This window comes from Amycolatopsis sp. A1MSW2902 (assembly GCF_017312175.1).
Lineage (GTDB): Bacteria > Actinomycetota > Actinomycetes > Mycobacteriales > Pseudonocardiaceae > Amycolatopsis > Amycolatopsis nivea.
Genome location: NZ_QJPO01000001.1, coordinates 8,800,185 through 8,814,977 on the forward strand (window position 1 = coordinate 8,800,185; position 14,793 = coordinate 8,814,977).

Below are 14,793 nucleotides of genomic sequence, written 5' to 3' on the forward strand. Positions count from 1 at the left end.
TTGCCGAGCACCCCCAACTCCGCGCCGGAGACGGCGGCCGACGAACTGGAGCTCGCCGAGCGCTTCGAGCGCGACGCGATGCCCCTGCTCGACCAGCTATACGCGGCCGCGATGCGGATGACCCGCAACCCGTCCGACGCCGAGGACCTGGTCCAGGAAACCTACCTGAAGGCGTACGCGGCGTTCGCGTCCTTCAAGGCGGGCACGAACCTCAAGGCGTGGATGTACCGCATCCTCACCAACACCTACATCAACGGCTACCGCAAGCGTCAGCGGCAGCCGGTGCAGCAGCCGACGGATGAGATCAGCGACTGGCAGATCGCCCGTGCGGAAAGCCACACCTCCGCCGGCCTTCGCTCGGCCGAGGTCGAGGCGATGGACAACCTGCCGGACACCGACGTCAAGGCCGCTTTGCAGAAGCTGCCCGAGGAGTTCCGGCTCGCGGTCTACCTCGCCGACGTCGAGGGCTTCGCGTACAAGGAGATCGCCGAGATCATGGACACTCCGATCGGCACCGTGATGTCCAGGCTGCACCGCGGCCGCGCCCAGCTGCGCGACCTGCTGGCCGACGTCGCGCGCGAGCGCGGCTTCATCCGGGGGAACCGCGAGGAGGTGGCGAAACGATGAGCTCGGAAGACGTGCCCGCGGAGAAGATGCCCTGCGAGGACGCGCTCGCGGAGATCTACCTGCTGCTGGACCGCGAATGCAGTCCGGAGCGGGACGCGGAACTGCGCAGGCACATCGAGGACTGCCCGCCGTGCCTCGAGGAGTACGGCATCGACGAGCAGATCAAGCACCTGCTGGCCCGCAAATGCGGCGGCGACCTCGCCCCGGCGGAGCTGAAGAGCAGGTTGCGCGCCTCCATCCGGCAGACCGTCGCCACGCAGGGCGGCGTCACCGTGGAGCGCACCGAGATCACCGTGGAGCAGCGCACCAGCCGCGACTGACCACACGACAACGGCCCCCGTACCGATCCGGTGCGGGGGCCGTGTCACGTCCGGGCGCGGACTCAGGCGTTGGGCTTCTTGCCGTGGTTGGCGCCGTTCTTCTTGCGGTCGCGACGCTTGCGGGCGCGCTTCGACATGTTCTCTCCTCGGGTGTCCGCTGCATGTCCCGGGGCGGGGTTCGACACACCGGCCGGGAACGGGTCAACCGTTCCAGTGTGTCATGCGGCCGCTGAGCTCCTCGGCGGCACCCGCGCCTACGCTCTGGTTGGATGAACTCAGGAGGTGCGCAGGCATGAACGAACACACCGCATTCGAGGGCGGCCGGTAGCCGTGTCGACCCTTTCCGACCTGCTCGCCGAGAACACCGGCCTCCCCGGCGAAGCGGCCGACCACCTGCAGACCGTCGTCGCGGAGTGGCAGCTGCTGGCCGACCTTTCGTTCGCCGACTTCCTGCTCTGGGTCCCGGTTTCCGCCGAGCACCAGCCCGACGGCGGCGATTTCGTGTGCGTCGCGCACGCCCGGCCGACCACCGCGCCCACCGCGCATCCCGAGGACGTCGTCGGCACCCGGTTCACCGTGGACGAGCACCCGCAGCTGGCCAAGGCCATGCGCGAGGTCAAGATCTGCCGCGAGGAAGACCCGCACTGGTACCGCGACCTGCCGATGCGCCGCGAGGCGGTGCCGGTGAGCTTCGGCGGCGAGGTGATCGCCGTGCTGAGCCGCGAGACCAACCTCGCCGCGCCGCGCGTGCCGAGCCCGCTGGAGATCGCGTACCTCGGCAGCGCGGGCGACCTGTGCCAGATGATCGTGGACGGCACCTTCCCGCCCGCCGGCGGCAACCAGACCGACACGCACACCAGCCCGCGCGTCGGCGACGGTCTCGTCCGGCTCGACCAGGCCGGCACGGTCGTGTTCGCCAGCCCCAACGGCCTGTCCGCCTACCACCGGATGGGCCACGAATCCGACCTCGTCGGGCAGCGGCTGGCCCCGCTCACCCGGTCGCTGATCCGCGACCCGTTCGACGCCACCGAGGTGTCGCACCGGATCATCGAGGCCCTCGACGGCAAGCCGTCCACCCGCACCGAGGCCGACTCGAAGCGCGGCGCGGTCGTGCTGTTCCGTGCGCTGCCGCTGCGCCCGGCCGGACAGCCCGCGGGCGCGTTGGTGCTGGTCCGCGACGTCACCGAGGTCAAGCGCCGCGACCGCGCGCTGATGTCGAAGGACGCCACGATCCGCGAGATCCACCACCGGGTGAAGAACAACCTGCAGACCGTCGCCGCGCTGCTGCGGCTGCAGTCGCGGCGCACCACGAGCGAGGAGGCCCGGCTGGCGCTGGGCGAATCGGTGCGGCGGGTGTCGTCGATCGCGATGGTGCACGAGGCGCTGTCGATCTCCGTCGACGAACGCGTGGACCTGGACAAACTGCTCGACAACGTGCTCCCGATGGTCGGCGAGGTCGCCACCGCGGAATCGAAGGTCGGGATGACCCGCAAGGGCTCGTTCGGCGTGGTCGTGGCCGAGATCGCGACGCCGCTGGTGATGGTGCTCGCCGAACTCGTGCAGAACGCGATCGAGCACGCGTTTCCGCAGGGCAGGCCGGGCAAGGTCGAGCTGATCGTGGAGCGGTCGGCACGCTGGCTGGACATCCTGATCCGCGACAACGGCCGCGGCCTGCCGTCCGGGTTCTCGCTGGAGCGCAGCGACGGGCTCGGGCTGCAGATCGTGCGGACGCTGGTGGAATCGGAGCTGCGCGGGTCGCTTTCGCTGCGCCAGGTCCGCACCGACGAGGCGGGCAACCGGGTGCCGGGCACCGAGGCGGCGCTGCGGATTCCGTTGTCGCGGCGGCTCTAGAAAACCCGGCGACAGCCCGCAGGCGCCGGATTACTGTCCGGCGCATGCCTGCCCTCGAGTGGCGCCCGCTCACGAAAGCGGACGCCCAGTCCTCGGCCGATCTGCTCAACGCCATCGAAACGGCCGACCGGATCGGCGAGCACTACACCGCCGACGACACTCTCCAGGAGCTGATTGACCCGTTCTCCGATCTCGAACGCGCGAGCCTCGCCGCGTTCGACGGCGACCGGATGGTCGGCTACGTGAAGACCCGGTACAAGCAGCATCCCGAGGAAATCCACCGGGTCTTTCTCGACGGCGGGGTCCATCCGGACTATCGCCGCCAGGGGATCGGCACCAGGCTGGTGGAAGCCGGGATCGCCGGGGCGAAGGCGGTGCACGAGCTGCACCATCCGACGCTGAAGCTGGCCATCGACATCCACAAGGCCGAGCACATTGCCGGGACGAAAGAACTCTTTGCCGCGCAAGGTTTTTCGCCCGCTCGCTGCTTCCAGCGCATGGAACATCCACTCGGGACGGTCGGCGAAGCGCCGCTCCCGGACGGATTCCAAGCGGAACAGTGGGCCCGGGACCTCGACGAGGAGTTCCGGCTCGTCCGCAACGAGTCCTTTGCGGACCACTGGGGCGCGACCCCGGTGAACGCGGACGCGTGGCAGAACAAGTTCACCAACCACACTCTCCAACCCGAGATCAGTTTTCTGCTGCGGGACAAGGCAACCGGCGCTCCGGTGAGTCTCGTGCTGACCCTGTTCTGGGCTGCCGACACCGAAGCGACCGGAATTCGCGACGCGCACTTCATGGTGATCGGCACCATTCCCGGCTACCGGAACCGAGGACTGGCTAGTGCGGCCATCGCACACGCGTTGCGGGCCGCCGCGGAGCACGGGTACGACCAAGCCAGCCTCGCCGTGGACACGGCGAGCGCGGCCGGGGCTCCCGGAGTTTTCGAGCGCGCCGGGTTCACGCCGAAGATGCGTTACGTGCGCTGGGCACGCGAAGCTTGAGTGTCCACATCGGACCCCAGGCGCGTTGAAGGGCCGGTACCAGTGAAGCTCGGCGGTACCGGCCCGTTCAACGTTCCGCGGGAGGACTTGGATAGTCCTTGGCGAGGCGGCACCCGGATGCGGGGTGGCCGACCTCGGTTGTTACGCTCGAACCGGGTATATGTCGCCATGTGCGGCACGGGCACGCGAATGCCCGCCGGGCGAAAGTCCGGTCCGAGGTGGTGCTTGCGATTCTGGGTGCTGCAGCTGAGTCGAAAAGACTCAGGCGGTGGTACGCGTGCCGATGTGCGTACGGCGGCGCTTGAGCGCGCGTCGCTCGTCTTCGCTCATTCCGCCCCAGACGCCTGCGTCCTGGCCGCTGGCCAGAGCCCAGGCCAGGCAGTCGGAAGCCGCGGGGCAGCGGTGGCACACGGCCTTCGCCTCGGAGACCTGCAACAGAGCCGGACCGCTGGTTCCCACCGGGAAGAACAGCTCGGGGTCCTCGTCTCGGCAGGCCGCGTCGTGGCGCCAGTCCATGTTCGTGAGCTCCTTCACAGTGACGCGGGAGGGCCGCGCCACAGTAGTGGCGGTCGTGTTTTTGGGTGCTTGTGAATGCTTTCACGAAGCACCGCGTTCGACAAGGGTTTCGACAAGATCGGTGAGTCAGCTCACCCGGCCGAGCTATGCCTCTGACCTGCGGTTTCGTTCTGAAAAGCTCCGCTCGCCGGAAGGCCGGTGCGGTGAACGGAGGGTTTGCGTCGCCGAGCGGCAGAACGCACTTTGCCGCGGGCGATCAGTGGTCGCTCGGCTACCCGACTACGGTGAGTGCATCCGGAACGCTCTGAAACTCGACCCGGGTGCGTTGTCCGACGAGGTCCCCGTCGACCTGGAAGTTGACCGGTTCAGCTGCGTCGATGCGGATCAGAGGCACATCGTCGCGACGGAGCAGACGGCGGCCGTGCTGATCGCTCTCCGTGAGCAGAGCTTGCCGTACATGCGTGAACACGGTGGGCAATCGCAGACCGTTCAACGCGAACAGGCCCAATCCGGTCTCGAACGAGCAGCCGGAGTTGAGGTGGACCGGACGTTCCCCGAGGTAAGTCCACGGATCGGTGTTCGACACGAACGCGGTCACCGCCTCGGCCGGCTCCTCGCCCGGGATCCGGACGGTCAGCGCCGGCCGCCCGAGCGGAGGACGGAAGTAGGAGCGCACCGCGGCCCGCAGATAGAGGCTCGCACTGGTTTGCTTGCCGCGCCGTTTCGCGACGCGGCCGACGACGTCGGCGTCCCAGCCGAGGCCCGCGTTGAAGGTGAACCAGTGCCCGTCGGCCAGCCCGAGGCCGATCCGCCGGGTCCGTTCGGTCTCCAGCGCGTTGAGCAGCTGGTGGGTCGCCTCGACCGGATCGGCGGGAAGGCCGACCGCGCGGGCGAACACGTTGGCGGAGCCGCCCGGCACGACGCCGAGCATCGGGACGGACCCGGAGCGTCCGGGAGCGCCCGCGGTATCGGCGAGGAGACCGTTGACGACCTCGTTGACCGTGCCGTCGCCGCCGTGGGCCACGACCAGGTCGAAACCGTCGCGGGCCGCCGAACGGGCCACCGCGAGCGCGTGCCCGCGGTAGTCGGTTTCGACGACGTCGAGCTTCACCTGGCTGGCCAGCGCGTGCGCCAGCACGTCCCGGCCACCCGCGGTGGTCGAGGTGGCCTGGGGGTTCACGACGAGGATGGCGCGCACTACCGCAGGGTAAGTGCTTTCCGCCCGGCGGACGTACCTCCAGCGCCACATGGTGACGCGAAGCTCAGCCGCTCGCGCGCGCCGTCCCGGCTCGGTGACCTGTGGCGACCCTGTGGCGGGCGGTCCTCCTCTGCAGACGGCGAAAACTCCGCGCGTCGTGACAAGTGCACCCGGGCCGACCGCCCGCTCATCGACGACTACCCCGATTTTCTCCGCGGCCGCCGCCCCGGAAAACGGCCGACCGGGTGGCATACGATCAGTAGTGCTCACGCACGGTGACCCGCGCTGGTCGGGTGGCTGTGCCCCGGCGAAGCTCCCCGCAAAAGTCCCGCCCCAGCAGCTGAAAGGGCCGCGCCCGTGTCGCATCCCGAGAACCCGCCGCCCACCCCGTTCGAGGTCCGCCTCGCGGGCGTCCTGACCGGAGTGCCCGGGATCGGCCTGCTGGTCTTCGGCGTGGTGCTGCTGGTGCACGGGCTGCAGAACCCGCCGATCCCGGGCAACAACGTGTGGGCCGAGTTCGGCACGTACGCGGTGCTGGCGGTGGTCTTCCTCGCCGCCTCGGTCGGGCTGCTGCTGGGCCAGACGTGGGCGCGTTCGCCCGGCGTCGTCGTGGCGCTGCTGCTGATCGGGGTCGGCTGGTACCTGCTCGGACCGTCCGGGCAGCCGCTGTGGGGCGTCCCGATCGGCCTGTGCGGGCTGGCGGCGCTGGTGCTGCTGTTCCGCCGCCCGTCGCGGGCGTGGGCGCTCGGCATGCACGACGACGAGACCGAGGAAGAGGCGGCCGAACGCGGCGGTCTCGCGGGGCGGCGGGCCGAGCGGGAGCGGCACGAACAGGACTGAACGACAGTGACGTCACGTCATAGCGGACAGGTGACGCGGCGGCACTGGCAGCGGCACCCCTCAGCCGATGGAATCGGGACTGCGCAACCGAATTCATCCGAATTCCGAAGAGGGGAACCCATGAGGAGACTGCGTCTCGTCGTGACCAGCACCGCGGTGGCGGGCGGGCTGCTTGCCGGGGCATTGCCCGCGGCCGCGGACGCCGCCGCGATCCCGGCCCGCTACGCCGGGCAGGCGCTGGACTGGCACGCCTGCGCGCCGGGCGAACTGGCCGACCTGCCACCGGGCACCGACATCTCGGGCCTCGAATGCTCCGCCTATCGCACGCCCCGGGACTGGGACCGTCCGGCCGACGGGCAGTACCTGACCATCGCGATCAGCAGGCTCAAATCCACCGGGGCCACGACGGCGTCGGTGCTCACCAACCCGGGCGGTCCCGGCGGCGCCGGCCGCTGGTTCCCGGCGATGCTGCGCGGACAGGGCAAATTGCGCGAGCACCAGGAGATCATCGGCATCGACACCCGCGGCACCGGCCGCAGCACCAACGTCACCTGCGGCGGCGCGACCGGCACCGGAGCCGATCTCGATCCCCGCGACCGCGATCCGCGCAATCTGAACCAGATCGTCGACGCGGTCCGGTACGTCGCGACCGCCTGCCACCGGGCCTCGGGCGAGCTGGGGTCGCTGATCAGCACCTTCCAGAACGTCCGGGACCTCGACCTGCTGCGGGCCCTGCTCGGCCGTGACCGGATCAACTGGATCGGGTACTCGGCGGGCACCTGGCTCGGCGCGCACTACGCCCAGCAGTTCCCTGCAGCACACCGGCCGGTTCGTGCTCGATTCCTCGACCCAGTTCACCGGCTCCTGGCAGCAGTCGTTCGACTTCCAGCCGGCCGGCTACGAACGCCGCTGGCGGCAGGATTTCCTGCCGTGGCTGGCCCGCTACGACACGAAGTTCCACTTCGGCACGACCGGAGAGGCGGCCCGGCAGACCTACGAGAGCGTCCGGTACGCGCTGACCCGCGAGCCGGTCGAGGTGAACGGCACGAAGCTCGGCGCGGTCGCGCTGGACTCCTTCATCGTCGGCGCGCTCAAGGCCAAGAGCCAGTTCCCGACGATCGCGACCGTACTGGTCCGGGTCAAAACGCTGACCGACGCGCGGTCTTCCGCGCAGGTCAAGGACGACGCTCGCGCGGCGCTCGGGAAGACGTTGTCGGAGGCGAAGAACACGAGTCCGATGGGCGTCGCGGTTCAGGCCGGTGCGGACGACGCGATGGTGTCGACGTTGATCACGACCCTGTGCAACGACGGGCCGTGGAAGGGCAATCGGCAGTCGCTGATCCGCCGGTCGCAGGAGTACCTCGACCAGGGCGTGACCGTGCACAGTTCGTTGTGGATGGGGCTCCAGGTGTGTGCCTTCTGGCCCGGGCAGCCGCGGCCGATGCCGGTGCTGAACGGCAAAGGCGTGCCGCCGGTGGTGATCGTGCAGTCCGAACACGACCCGGCGACGCCGATCGAAGGTGCCCGGAAGGCGCACGCCGCGTTCCAGAACTCGCGAATGCTGACTGTCACCGGGGAAGGCGACCACGGGATCTACGGGATTGGCGGAAACAAGGCCGTGGACAAGGTGGTCGACGACTACCTGGTCGACGGGGTGGTGCCGAGGGATCAGAGCCTGCCGGGGCTGCCGTTGCCCACGCCGTAAAAGCTCGTGCGCGCCTAGGCCGGTTCTAACCGGCCTAGGCGCGCACGAGTCTCACGCCTCTTTCGCCAGCACCTGCAACGGTTCGTCAGTCAGCCGGTACACCGACCATTCGTCCTGCGGCAGCGCACCCAGCGCCCGGTAGAACCCGACCGCCGGGTTCCAGTTCAGCACCGACCACTCCAGCCGGTGGTAGCCCTTGTCCACGCATTCCGCGGCCAGCGTCGCCAGCAGCACCTTGCCGAGGCCCGAACCGCGTTGTTCCTCGCGCACGTACAGGTCTTCCAGGTAGATCCCGTGCGTGCCGCGCCAGGTCGAGAAGTTCAAGAACCACAAGGTGAATCCGGCTATCTCGCCGTCCGCTTCGGCCACGTGGCCGAACAGCGCCGGAGCCTCGCCGAACAGCGCGCCGTGCAACTGCTCGGCGGTGAGATGGCATTCCTGCGGGGCGCGTTCGTACTCGGCCAGTGCGTAGACGAGTTCCACGACGGCGTCGACGTCTTCCGGCCGGATCCGCCGTACGCGGGGGTCGGTCACTTCATCCCTCCAACGCGGGCAGCAGGTTCAGGTGTTCGATCTGCGGTTCGCCGCGCTCGTCGCCGAGCACCGCGAGACCGGCCGGGTCCAGTCCGAAGTGGACACCCGAGGCGCCGGGCAGGCCGAGCCAGCGCGCGACGAGCACGCGGCTGAAGTGCCCGTGCCCGACCAGGACGACGTCGCCGTTTTCGATTTCGCGCCGGGCGCGGTCGAGCACCTTGTCCGCGCGCGCCTGCACGTCGTCCGCGCTTTCGCCGCCGGGGACGGGATGGGTCCAGACGGTCCAGTCCGGAACCGTCTCGCGGATCGTCGGCGTGGTGACGCCTTCGTAGTCGCCGTAGTCCCATTCGGCCAGGTCTTCGGTGACCTCGTCCACGCGCAGGCCGGCGAGTTCCGCCGTGCGCAGCGCGCGGCCGCGCGGGCTGGAAAGCACCAGCCCGGGTCCGCCGAGCAGGGTCCGCAGGGTGCCGCCCGCCGCGCGCGCCTGGTCCTCGCCCGCCGGGGTCAGCGGGATGTCGGTGCGCCCGGTGTGCTTGCCGTTCGACGACCATTCGGTCTGGCCGTGCCGGAGAAGAAAGAGCCGATGTGCCACGCGGCCGAATATAGCCGGGGCGGGTTTGCCCGGCAGGTTCGTCGTGTGTAAGGCTACTGGTGAGTAACTTCACCTGGGAGGTGCCGATGGGTACGCCGTCGACGTACGGGCTGTGGCGCAAACTGGCCGCGAAACCGGGCGGCAAGCAGCTGTTTTCCGCCGCGATGTGCCTCCGGGTGCCCTACTTCGGCACCGTGCTGCCCAGCATCCGGGAGATCCGTCCCGGCCACTGTTCGGTGACCGCGCCGAAGTGGTGGGGTGTCCACAACCACATCCGGACCTTCCATGCGATCGCCGCCTGCAACCTCGCCGAGATCGCGATGGGCATGCTGGCCGAGGCCACCGTCCCGGCCACGCACCGGTGGCTGCCCAAGGGTATGGAAGTGAGGTACGTCGCGAAGGCCGAAACCGGGTTGCGGGCGATCGCCGAATTGCCGGAGATCCCCGAGTTCGGCGACAAGGGATTCGATCTTCCCGTTCCGGTGCGGATCGTGGACGCGCGCGGGACCGAGGTCGTCACCGCGACGATCACGGTGTGGGTCACGCCCCGGAAAGCCGCCTGACCGGCGAAAGCTGGACCTCCCGTTACCCCGGCCGAGTGAAACTTAACACCGTTTACTGGGCAAATGCGAATAGCGTTCGTTTTAGCCTTGCCAGGGTGCTCCGGGCCGCGTCAGCATGCCGGGCATGGCCTCCCTCAACCGTCGCCGATTTCTCGGCCTCGCCGCGCTGAACTCCGCCGCGGCCCTTGGACTGACCAGCATTTCGGCGACGACCGCGCGTGCCGCGACGCCTCCGCCGCTGCCGGACTACTCGCCCGCGGTGGTGATCGGCACCGGGTACGGCGCGGCGGTCACCGCGCTGCGGCTCGGCGAGGCGGGCGTGCCCACGGTGATGCTCGAAATGGGCCAGCTGTGGAACGAACCGGGCCCGGACGGCAAGGTCTTCTGCGACATGCTGAAGCCGGACCGGCGGTCGATGTGGTTCAAGAAGCGCACTGAAGCGCCGCTCGCGTCCTTCCTGTGGCTGGACGTCGCGAACCACGACATCGATCCGTACGCCGGGGTGCTGGACCGGGTGAACTACGGCGGGATGTCGGTGTACGTCGGGCGCGGCGTCGGCGGCGGGTCGCTGGTGAACGGCGCGATGGCGGTGCAGCCGAAGCGTTCGTACTTCGAGGAAATCCTGCCGAGGGTGAACGCCGACGAGATGTACGGCAAGTACTACCCGCGCGCCAACGCGGGCCTCGGCGTGAACCACATCGACGAGGACTGGTTCGAGACCTGCAAGTCGTACCAGTTCGCGCGCGTTTCCCGGAAAGCCGCGCAGAAAACCGGGTTGAAGACGACGTTCGTGCCGAGCGTCTACGACTTCGAGTACATGAAGAAGGAAGAGGCGGGCACGGTCGAACGCTCGGCGCTCGCGTCCGAGGTCATCTACGGCAACAACCACGGCAAACGCTCGCTGGACAAGACGTATCTCGCCGCCGCGCTCGGCACCGGGCACGTGACCATCCAGACGCTGCACGAGGTCCGCGAGATCATCCAGCAGCAGGACGGCACGTACACGCTGGTGGTGCGCGAGTCCGACGCGCTCGGCAATGTGCTCGCCACCAAGCACCTCTCCACGAAGTACCTGTTCCTCGGCGCGGGCAGCCTCGGCTCGACCGAACTGCTGGTGCGCGCCCGCGACACCGGACGGCTGCCGCGGCTGTCCGAGGCGGTCGGCCAGGGCTGGGGCACCAACGGCAACGTGATGCTCGGCCGCGCCAACCACGTGTGGGACACGACCGGCAGCCTCGAAGCCGGGATGCCCGCGCTCGGCATCGACGACTGGGACAACCCGACGCATCCGGTGTTCGCCGAGATCGCGCCGGTGCCCGCCGGGCTCGAAACGTGGGCGAGCCTGTACCTGGCGATCACCAAGAACCCCGAACGCGGCCATTTCGCCTACGACGCCGCCAGCGATTCGGCGAAACTGCAGTGGTCGCCGGACCAGGGGCAGCCGTCGATCGACGCGGCGAAATCGTTGTTCGACCGGATCAACAAGGCGAACTCCACGATCTACCGCTACGACCTCTTCGGCGACACGCGGGCGTTCGAGAACCGCTTCACCTACCACCCGCTCGGCGGATTGGTGCTCGGCGAAGCGACCGACGACTACGGCCGGGTGAAGGGGTACCGGAACCTGTATGTGACGGACGGTTCGCTGATTCCGGGCAGCACCGGCGTGAACCCGTTCGTGACGATCACCGCGCTGGCCGAGCGCAATATCGAACGGGTCATCGCCGAGGACGGCGTGCGCGCTTAGCGGTGCGCTGACCGCAGCTTTTCGTAGTACGCCACGCAATCGGCGTACGACGGCAGCAGGCCCTGGTCGAGCGCTTCGGCCAGGGTTGGCGCTGCTTTGTCCTTTTCGGACACAATGGGGGCCAGTCCGGTCGGCCACGGCAGGTCCAGCGCCGGGTCGAGCGGGTTGATGCCGTGCTCGCCCGCCGGGTTGTACGGCTCCGAGCAGAGATACGCCATCACGGTGTTGTCTTCCAGCGCGATGAAGGCGTGCCCGATGCCTTCCGCCACGTAGACGGCGCGGAACTCGGCCGCATCGAGCCGCGCCGCGTCCCATTCGCCGAACGTCGGCGAGCCGACGCGCAGGTCCACCACCACGTCCAGCAGCGACCCGCCCGGGCAGTAGACGTACTTTGCCTGTCCCGGCGGAGTGTCGGCGAAATGCACGCCGCGGATCGAACCCGCGCGCGAAACGCTGTGGTTCGTCTGCGCGACCCGAAGCGGATGCCCGGTCGCGCGGACCATCGCCTCTTCCTGGAACGGTGCGACGAACAGTCCGCGTTCGTCGGGGAACACGCGCGGGACGAACTCGAACGCGCCGGAGACCTTGAGCGGGCGGAAGTCCATGGTGGCCACCCTATCGAGTGCGTTTCCCGGACCCGGAACGGAACTGCTTCCAAAACCGGACGGACGTCTTGGGAATCGCGAATCTGTGACATGAGCCGCACCGAGGGGTCGGGGCCTGCCGGGGGCCTGTCATGATTGACGGACCGCAGCGTCGGCGGCCATCGCCACACCCCACGGATCGGATGGCCGCGCAGACGCCTCGCCGACAGGCCGGCGCTACCGCGCTGGGCTGCCGTCCGGAGGACGAGTTCCCACTCTCGACGGGCGCTTGCTCGCCCGTCGACCAGGTGGTCCCCCGCTCGCAGTCCCAGGAGTACGTTCGATGACCCAGACCCATCCGCCCGCTTCCCTCGATCCCACGACAGGTTCTCCGATGACCGACCAGGCCAGCAGCGTCGCGGCCGTGACCGACGCCGAGATCTTCACCGGGCACGAGGGCGGCAAGCTCTCCGTGGCGGCGACCCGGCCGATCTCCGACCCGCGCGACCTCTCGATCGCCTACACGCCCGGCGTGGCGAAGGTGAGCCGCGCGATCGCCGAGGACGCGGCCAAGGCGAAGCGGTACACCTGGGCGGACCGGCTCGTGGCAGTGGTCAGCGACGGCACCGCGGTGCTCGGCCTCGGGGACATCGGCGCGAGCGCGTCGCTGCCGGTCATGGAGGGCAAGTCGGTCCTCTTCAAGACCTTCGGCGGGCTGGACTCGATCCCGCTGGTGCTCGACACCACCGACGTCGACGAGATCGTCGAGACCCTGGTGCGGCTGCGCCCGTCGTTCGGCGCGGTCAACCTCGAGGACATTTCCGCGCCGCGCTGCTTCGAGCTGGAGGACAAGCTCAAGGAGGCGCTGGACTGCCCGGTCATGCACGACGACCAGCACGGCACCGCGATCGTCACCCTCGCCGCCCTGCGCGGCGCGAACCTGGTGCTCGACCGCGACATCGCCGGCGAACGGGTCGTGGTCTCCGGTGCCGGCGCGGCTGGGGTGGCCTGCGCGAAGATCCTGCTCGCGGCCGGGGTCGCGGACGTGACGGTGCTCGACTCGCGCGGCATCGTGCACGCCGGGCGCGACGACCTGAACCCGATCAAGCGGCAGCTGGTCGAGACCACGAACAAGGCCGGGCTCACCGGCGGTCTCGCCGAGGCGCTGCGCGGAGCGGACGTGTTCCTCGGCCTGTCCGGTGCGACGATCGACCCGTCCCTGCTGTCGACGATGGCGGACGACTCGATCGTGTTCGCGCTGTCCAATCCGGACCCGGAGGTGCACCCGGCGGTCGCCGCACAGCACGCGGCGATTGTCGCGACCGGGCGGAGCGACTTCCCGAACCAGATCAACAACGTGCTGGCGTTCCCCGGCGTGTTCCGCGGCGCCCTCGACGCCGGCGCGCGGTCGATCACGGAGAACATGAAGCTGGCGGCCGCGGAGGCGATCGTGGCGGTGGCTTCGGATGATCTGGGGCCGGACCGGATCGTGCCCAGCCCGCTGGACCCGCGGGTCGCGCCTGAGGTGGCGGCCGCGGTGGCCAAGGCGGCTGAGCAGGATGGCGTGACTGGCTGAGGTTTTTCTTGGGGAAGGGCTCTCCGGCTTTCTGGTGCCGGGGAGCCCTTCTTTGTGAGCTGATTTTGGACTTGCTAGTCCATTTTTTCGCCGCCACGGTGGTCTTCATGGAGATCGGATTGCGTGGGTACGGCGTGTGGCAGGTCGGGGCGTTGACTACTCCGGCGATGGCTGCGGAGATCGAGCAGTTGGGGTATTCGGCGTTGTGGCTGGGCGGGTCTGGGGTGGATCTGGCTGGGATTGACGAGCTGCTGGCGGCTACCGAGTCGTTGGTGGTGGGGTCGAGCATCGTCAACGTGTGGTCGGGGGATCCGGCGGTGCTGGCTGAGTCGTATCAGCGGGTGGCTTCGCGGTTTCCCGGGCGGTTTGTGCTCGGGATCGGGGCTGGGCATCGGGAGCAGTCGGCGGGGTATGAGCGGCCGATGGACGCGGTTCGGCGATTTCTTGATGTGCTGGATGCGGGTGGGGTGCCGGTTTCCGGGCGGGTGCTGGCTGCGTTGGGGCCGAGGATGTTGGAGTTGGCTGCGGAGCGGGCTGGCGGGGCGGTGCCTTATTTGGTTCCGCCTCGGCATACTCGGGTGGCTCGGACGGCGTTGGGTGCTGGTGGGTTTTTGGCGCCGGAGCAGAAGGTTGTGGTGAGTTCGGATCTCGGTCGGGCTCGGAGGGTGGCTCGGGGTCGGGTGGAGAATCCTTATTTGGGGTTGGGTAATTACACTCGCAATTTGCGGCGGTTGGGGTATTCGGCTGAGGATTTGGCCGGGTCTGGGTCTGATCGGTTGATTGACGATTTGGTGGCGTTGGGGGATGTTTCCGCGGTTGCTGTTCGGTTGGGGGAGCATCGGGCGGCTGGGGCGGATCATGTTGTGGTGCAGGTGGTTACGGAGAAGTATCAGCTGCATCCTGGGTTGCCGGGGGTGCGGTTGCAGGTTTATGACGATGAGGTGGTGGGGGTTTATCGGGGGTTGGCTGGGGAGTTGTTTTAGGGTTTTGGGCGGCTCGTCGCCTGGCGGCGACATTGCGCCCTGGCGTGCGTGGGGCACCCCGAAGCTTGATTGTGCTGACGGTCTGGGGTGGCTTGTCAAGGCGGGAAAGATGCCTTGACAAGCCACCCCAGACCGCAGGAGAGCTTCGTATCG

At 68.8% G+C, this 14,793-nt stretch carries 15 protein-coding genes and 1 pseudogene; 10 read left to right on the forward strand and 6 right to left on the reverse strand.

The features are described from left to right. Positions 1-627: a sigma-70 family RNA polymerase sigma factor gene (locus DMP23_RS41225; RefSeq protein WP_037816837.1), complete on the forward strand. Its 627-nt coding sequence runs from the start codon at positions 1-3 to the stop codon at positions 625-627. Continuing rightward, the gene (rsrA, locus tag DMP23_RS41230) at positions 624-947 is read left to right on the forward strand and encodes a mycothiol system anti-sigma-R factor (protein ID WP_037816528.1); all 324 of its coding nucleotides are present in this window, start codon (positions 624-626) and stop codon (positions 945-947) included. Before DMP23_RS41225 ends, rsrA begins: the two co-directional genes overlap by 4 nt. 62 nt (positions 948-1,009) lie before the next feature. Here the strand turns inward: rsrA and DMP23_RS48150 are convergent, their stop codons facing one another. Beyond that, positions 1,010-1,084, reverse strand: coding sequence for a 50S ribosomal protein bL37 (locus DMP23_RS48150; protein WP_098515123.1), 75 nt, complete (start codon positions 1,082-1,084; stop codon positions 1,010-1,012). 193 nt (positions 1,085-1,277) lie between these two features. On the opposite strand from DMP23_RS48150, the gene DMP23_RS41235 reads away from it, so the two are divergent. Together DMP23_RS41235 and DMP23_RS41240 are read left to right on the forward strand one after the other, a co-directional pair. Beyond that, positions 1,278-2,798: a sensor histidine kinase gene (locus DMP23_RS41235; RefSeq protein WP_009082952.1), complete on the forward strand. Its 1,521-nt coding sequence runs from the start codon at positions 1,278-1,280 to the stop codon at positions 2,796-2,798. Positions 2,799-2,842: 44 nt separating this feature from the next. Beyond that, a complete protein-coding gene (locus tag DMP23_RS41240) occupies positions 2,843-3,802 on the forward strand; it encodes a GNAT family N-acetyltransferase (protein ID WP_337824192.1) in 960 nt (319 codons plus the stop codon). A 261-nt stretch (positions 3,803-4,063) separates the two neighbouring features. On the opposite strand, the gene DMP23_RS41245 is transcribed toward DMP23_RS41240, so the two are convergent. Continuing rightward, positions 4,064-4,318, reverse strand: a complete 255-nt coding sequence (locus DMP23_RS41245) for a WhiB family transcriptional regulator (RefSeq protein ID WP_009082948.1) — start codon at positions 4,316-4,318, stop codon at positions 4,064-4,066. 271 nt (positions 4,319-4,589) lie between these two features. Then, positions 4,590-5,516: a diacylglycerol/lipid kinase family protein gene (locus tag DMP23_RS41250; protein WP_037816524.1), complete on the reverse strand. Its 927-nt coding sequence runs from the start codon at positions 5,514-5,516 to the stop codon at positions 4,590-4,592. Between the two features lie 357 nt (positions 5,517-5,873). Between DMP23_RS41250 and DMP23_RS41255 the strand changes: the two genes are divergently transcribed. After that, a complete protein-coding gene (locus tag DMP23_RS41255) occupies positions 5,874-6,356 on the forward strand; it encodes a hypothetical protein (RefSeq protein WP_037816520.1) in 483 nt (160 codons plus the stop codon). 120 nt (positions 6,357-6,476) lie between these two features. After that, positions 6,477-8,061: pseudogene (locus DMP23_RS41260) on the forward strand (alpha/beta hydrolase). Positions 8,062-8,112: 51 nt separating this feature from the next. Here the strand turns inward: DMP23_RS41260 and DMP23_RS41265 are convergent. After that, positions 8,113-8,595: a GNAT family N-acetyltransferase gene (locus DMP23_RS41265; protein WP_134728103.1), complete on the reverse strand. Its 483-nt coding sequence runs from the start codon at positions 8,593-8,595 to the stop codon at positions 8,113-8,115. 1 nt (position 8,596) lies between these two features. Beyond that, entirely contained in the window at positions 8,597-9,187 is a 591-nt protein-coding gene (locus DMP23_RS41270; protein ID WP_134728104.1) for an acid phosphatase, read from the reverse strand. Positions 9,188-9,273: 86 nt separating this feature from the next. On the opposite strand from DMP23_RS41270, the gene DMP23_RS41275 reads away from it, so the two are divergent. Then, positions 9,274-9,750 (forward strand): hotdog fold domain-containing protein, encoded by a 477-nt coding sequence (locus DMP23_RS41275; protein ID WP_037816508.1) that lies wholly within the window; start codon positions 9,274-9,276, stop codon positions 9,748-9,750. 124 nt (positions 9,751-9,874) lie between these two features. Further along, positions 9,875-11,497 (forward strand): GMC oxidoreductase, encoded by a 1,623-nt coding sequence (locus DMP23_RS41280; RefSeq protein WP_043832876.1) that lies wholly within the window; start codon positions 9,875-9,877, stop codon positions 11,495-11,497. Here the strand turns inward: DMP23_RS41280 and DMP23_RS41285 are convergent. Beyond that, the gene (locus DMP23_RS41285; protein WP_134728105.1) at positions 11,494-12,102 is read right to left on the reverse strand and encodes a dTDP-4-dehydrorhamnose 3,5-epimerase family protein; all 609 of its coding nucleotides are present in this window, start codon (positions 12,100-12,102) and stop codon (positions 11,494-11,496) included. The two genes, DMP23_RS41280 and DMP23_RS41285, sit on opposite strands and share 4 nt — an antisense overlap. A gap of 373 nt (positions 12,103-12,475) precedes the next feature. On the opposite strand from DMP23_RS41285, the gene DMP23_RS41290 reads away from it, so the two are divergent. Both DMP23_RS41290 and DMP23_RS41295 read left to right on the forward strand, forming a co-directional pair. After that, complete coding sequence (locus DMP23_RS41290) at positions 12,476-13,657, forward strand: NAD(P)-dependent malic enzyme (protein ID WP_037816832.1); 1,182 nt, start codon at positions 12,476-12,478, stop codon at positions 13,655-13,657. 107 nt (positions 13,658-13,764) lie between these two features. Then, positions 13,765-14,640 (forward strand): TIGR03620 family F420-dependent LLM class oxidoreductase, encoded by an 876-nt coding sequence (locus tag DMP23_RS41295; RefSeq protein ID WP_337824193.1) that lies wholly within the window; start codon positions 13,765-13,767, stop codon positions 14,638-14,640. Positions 14,641-14,793: the final 153 nt, after the last annotated feature.

Excerpts from the sequence above, each read along its gene's own strand:
- rsrA (WP_037816528.1), top strand. The coding sequence starts at position 624 with ATGAGCTCGGAAGACGTGCCCGCGGAGAAGATGCCCTGCGAGGACGCG.
- DMP23_RS41240 (WP_337824192.1), top strand. The coding sequence starts at position 2,843 with ATGCCTGCCCTCGAGTGGCGCCCGCTCACGAAAGCGGACGCCCAGTCC.
- DMP23_RS41245 (WP_009082948.1), bottom strand. The coding sequence starts at position 4,318 with ATGGACTGGCGCCACGACGCGGCCTGCCGAGACGAGGACCCCGAGCTG.
- DMP23_RS41275 (WP_037816508.1), top strand. The coding sequence starts at position 9,274 with ATGGGTACGCCGTCGACGTACGGGCTGTGGCGCAAACTGGCCGCGAAA.
- DMP23_RS41280 (WP_043832876.1), top strand. The coding sequence starts at position 9,875 with ATGGCCTCCCTCAACCGTCGCCGATTTCTCGGCCTCGCCGCGCTGAAC.
- DMP23_RS41285 (WP_134728105.1), bottom strand. The coding sequence starts at position 12,102 with ATGGACTTCCGCCCGCTCAAGGTCTCCGGCGCGTTCGAGTTCGTCCCG.
- DMP23_RS41290 (WP_037816832.1), top strand. The coding sequence starts at position 12,476 with ATGACCGACCAGGCCAGCAGCGTCGCGGCCGTGACCGACGCCGAGATC.
- DMP23_RS41295 (WP_337824193.1), top strand. The coding sequence starts at position 13,765 with ATGGAGATCGGATTGCGTGGGTACGGCGTGTGGCAGGTCGGGGCGTTG.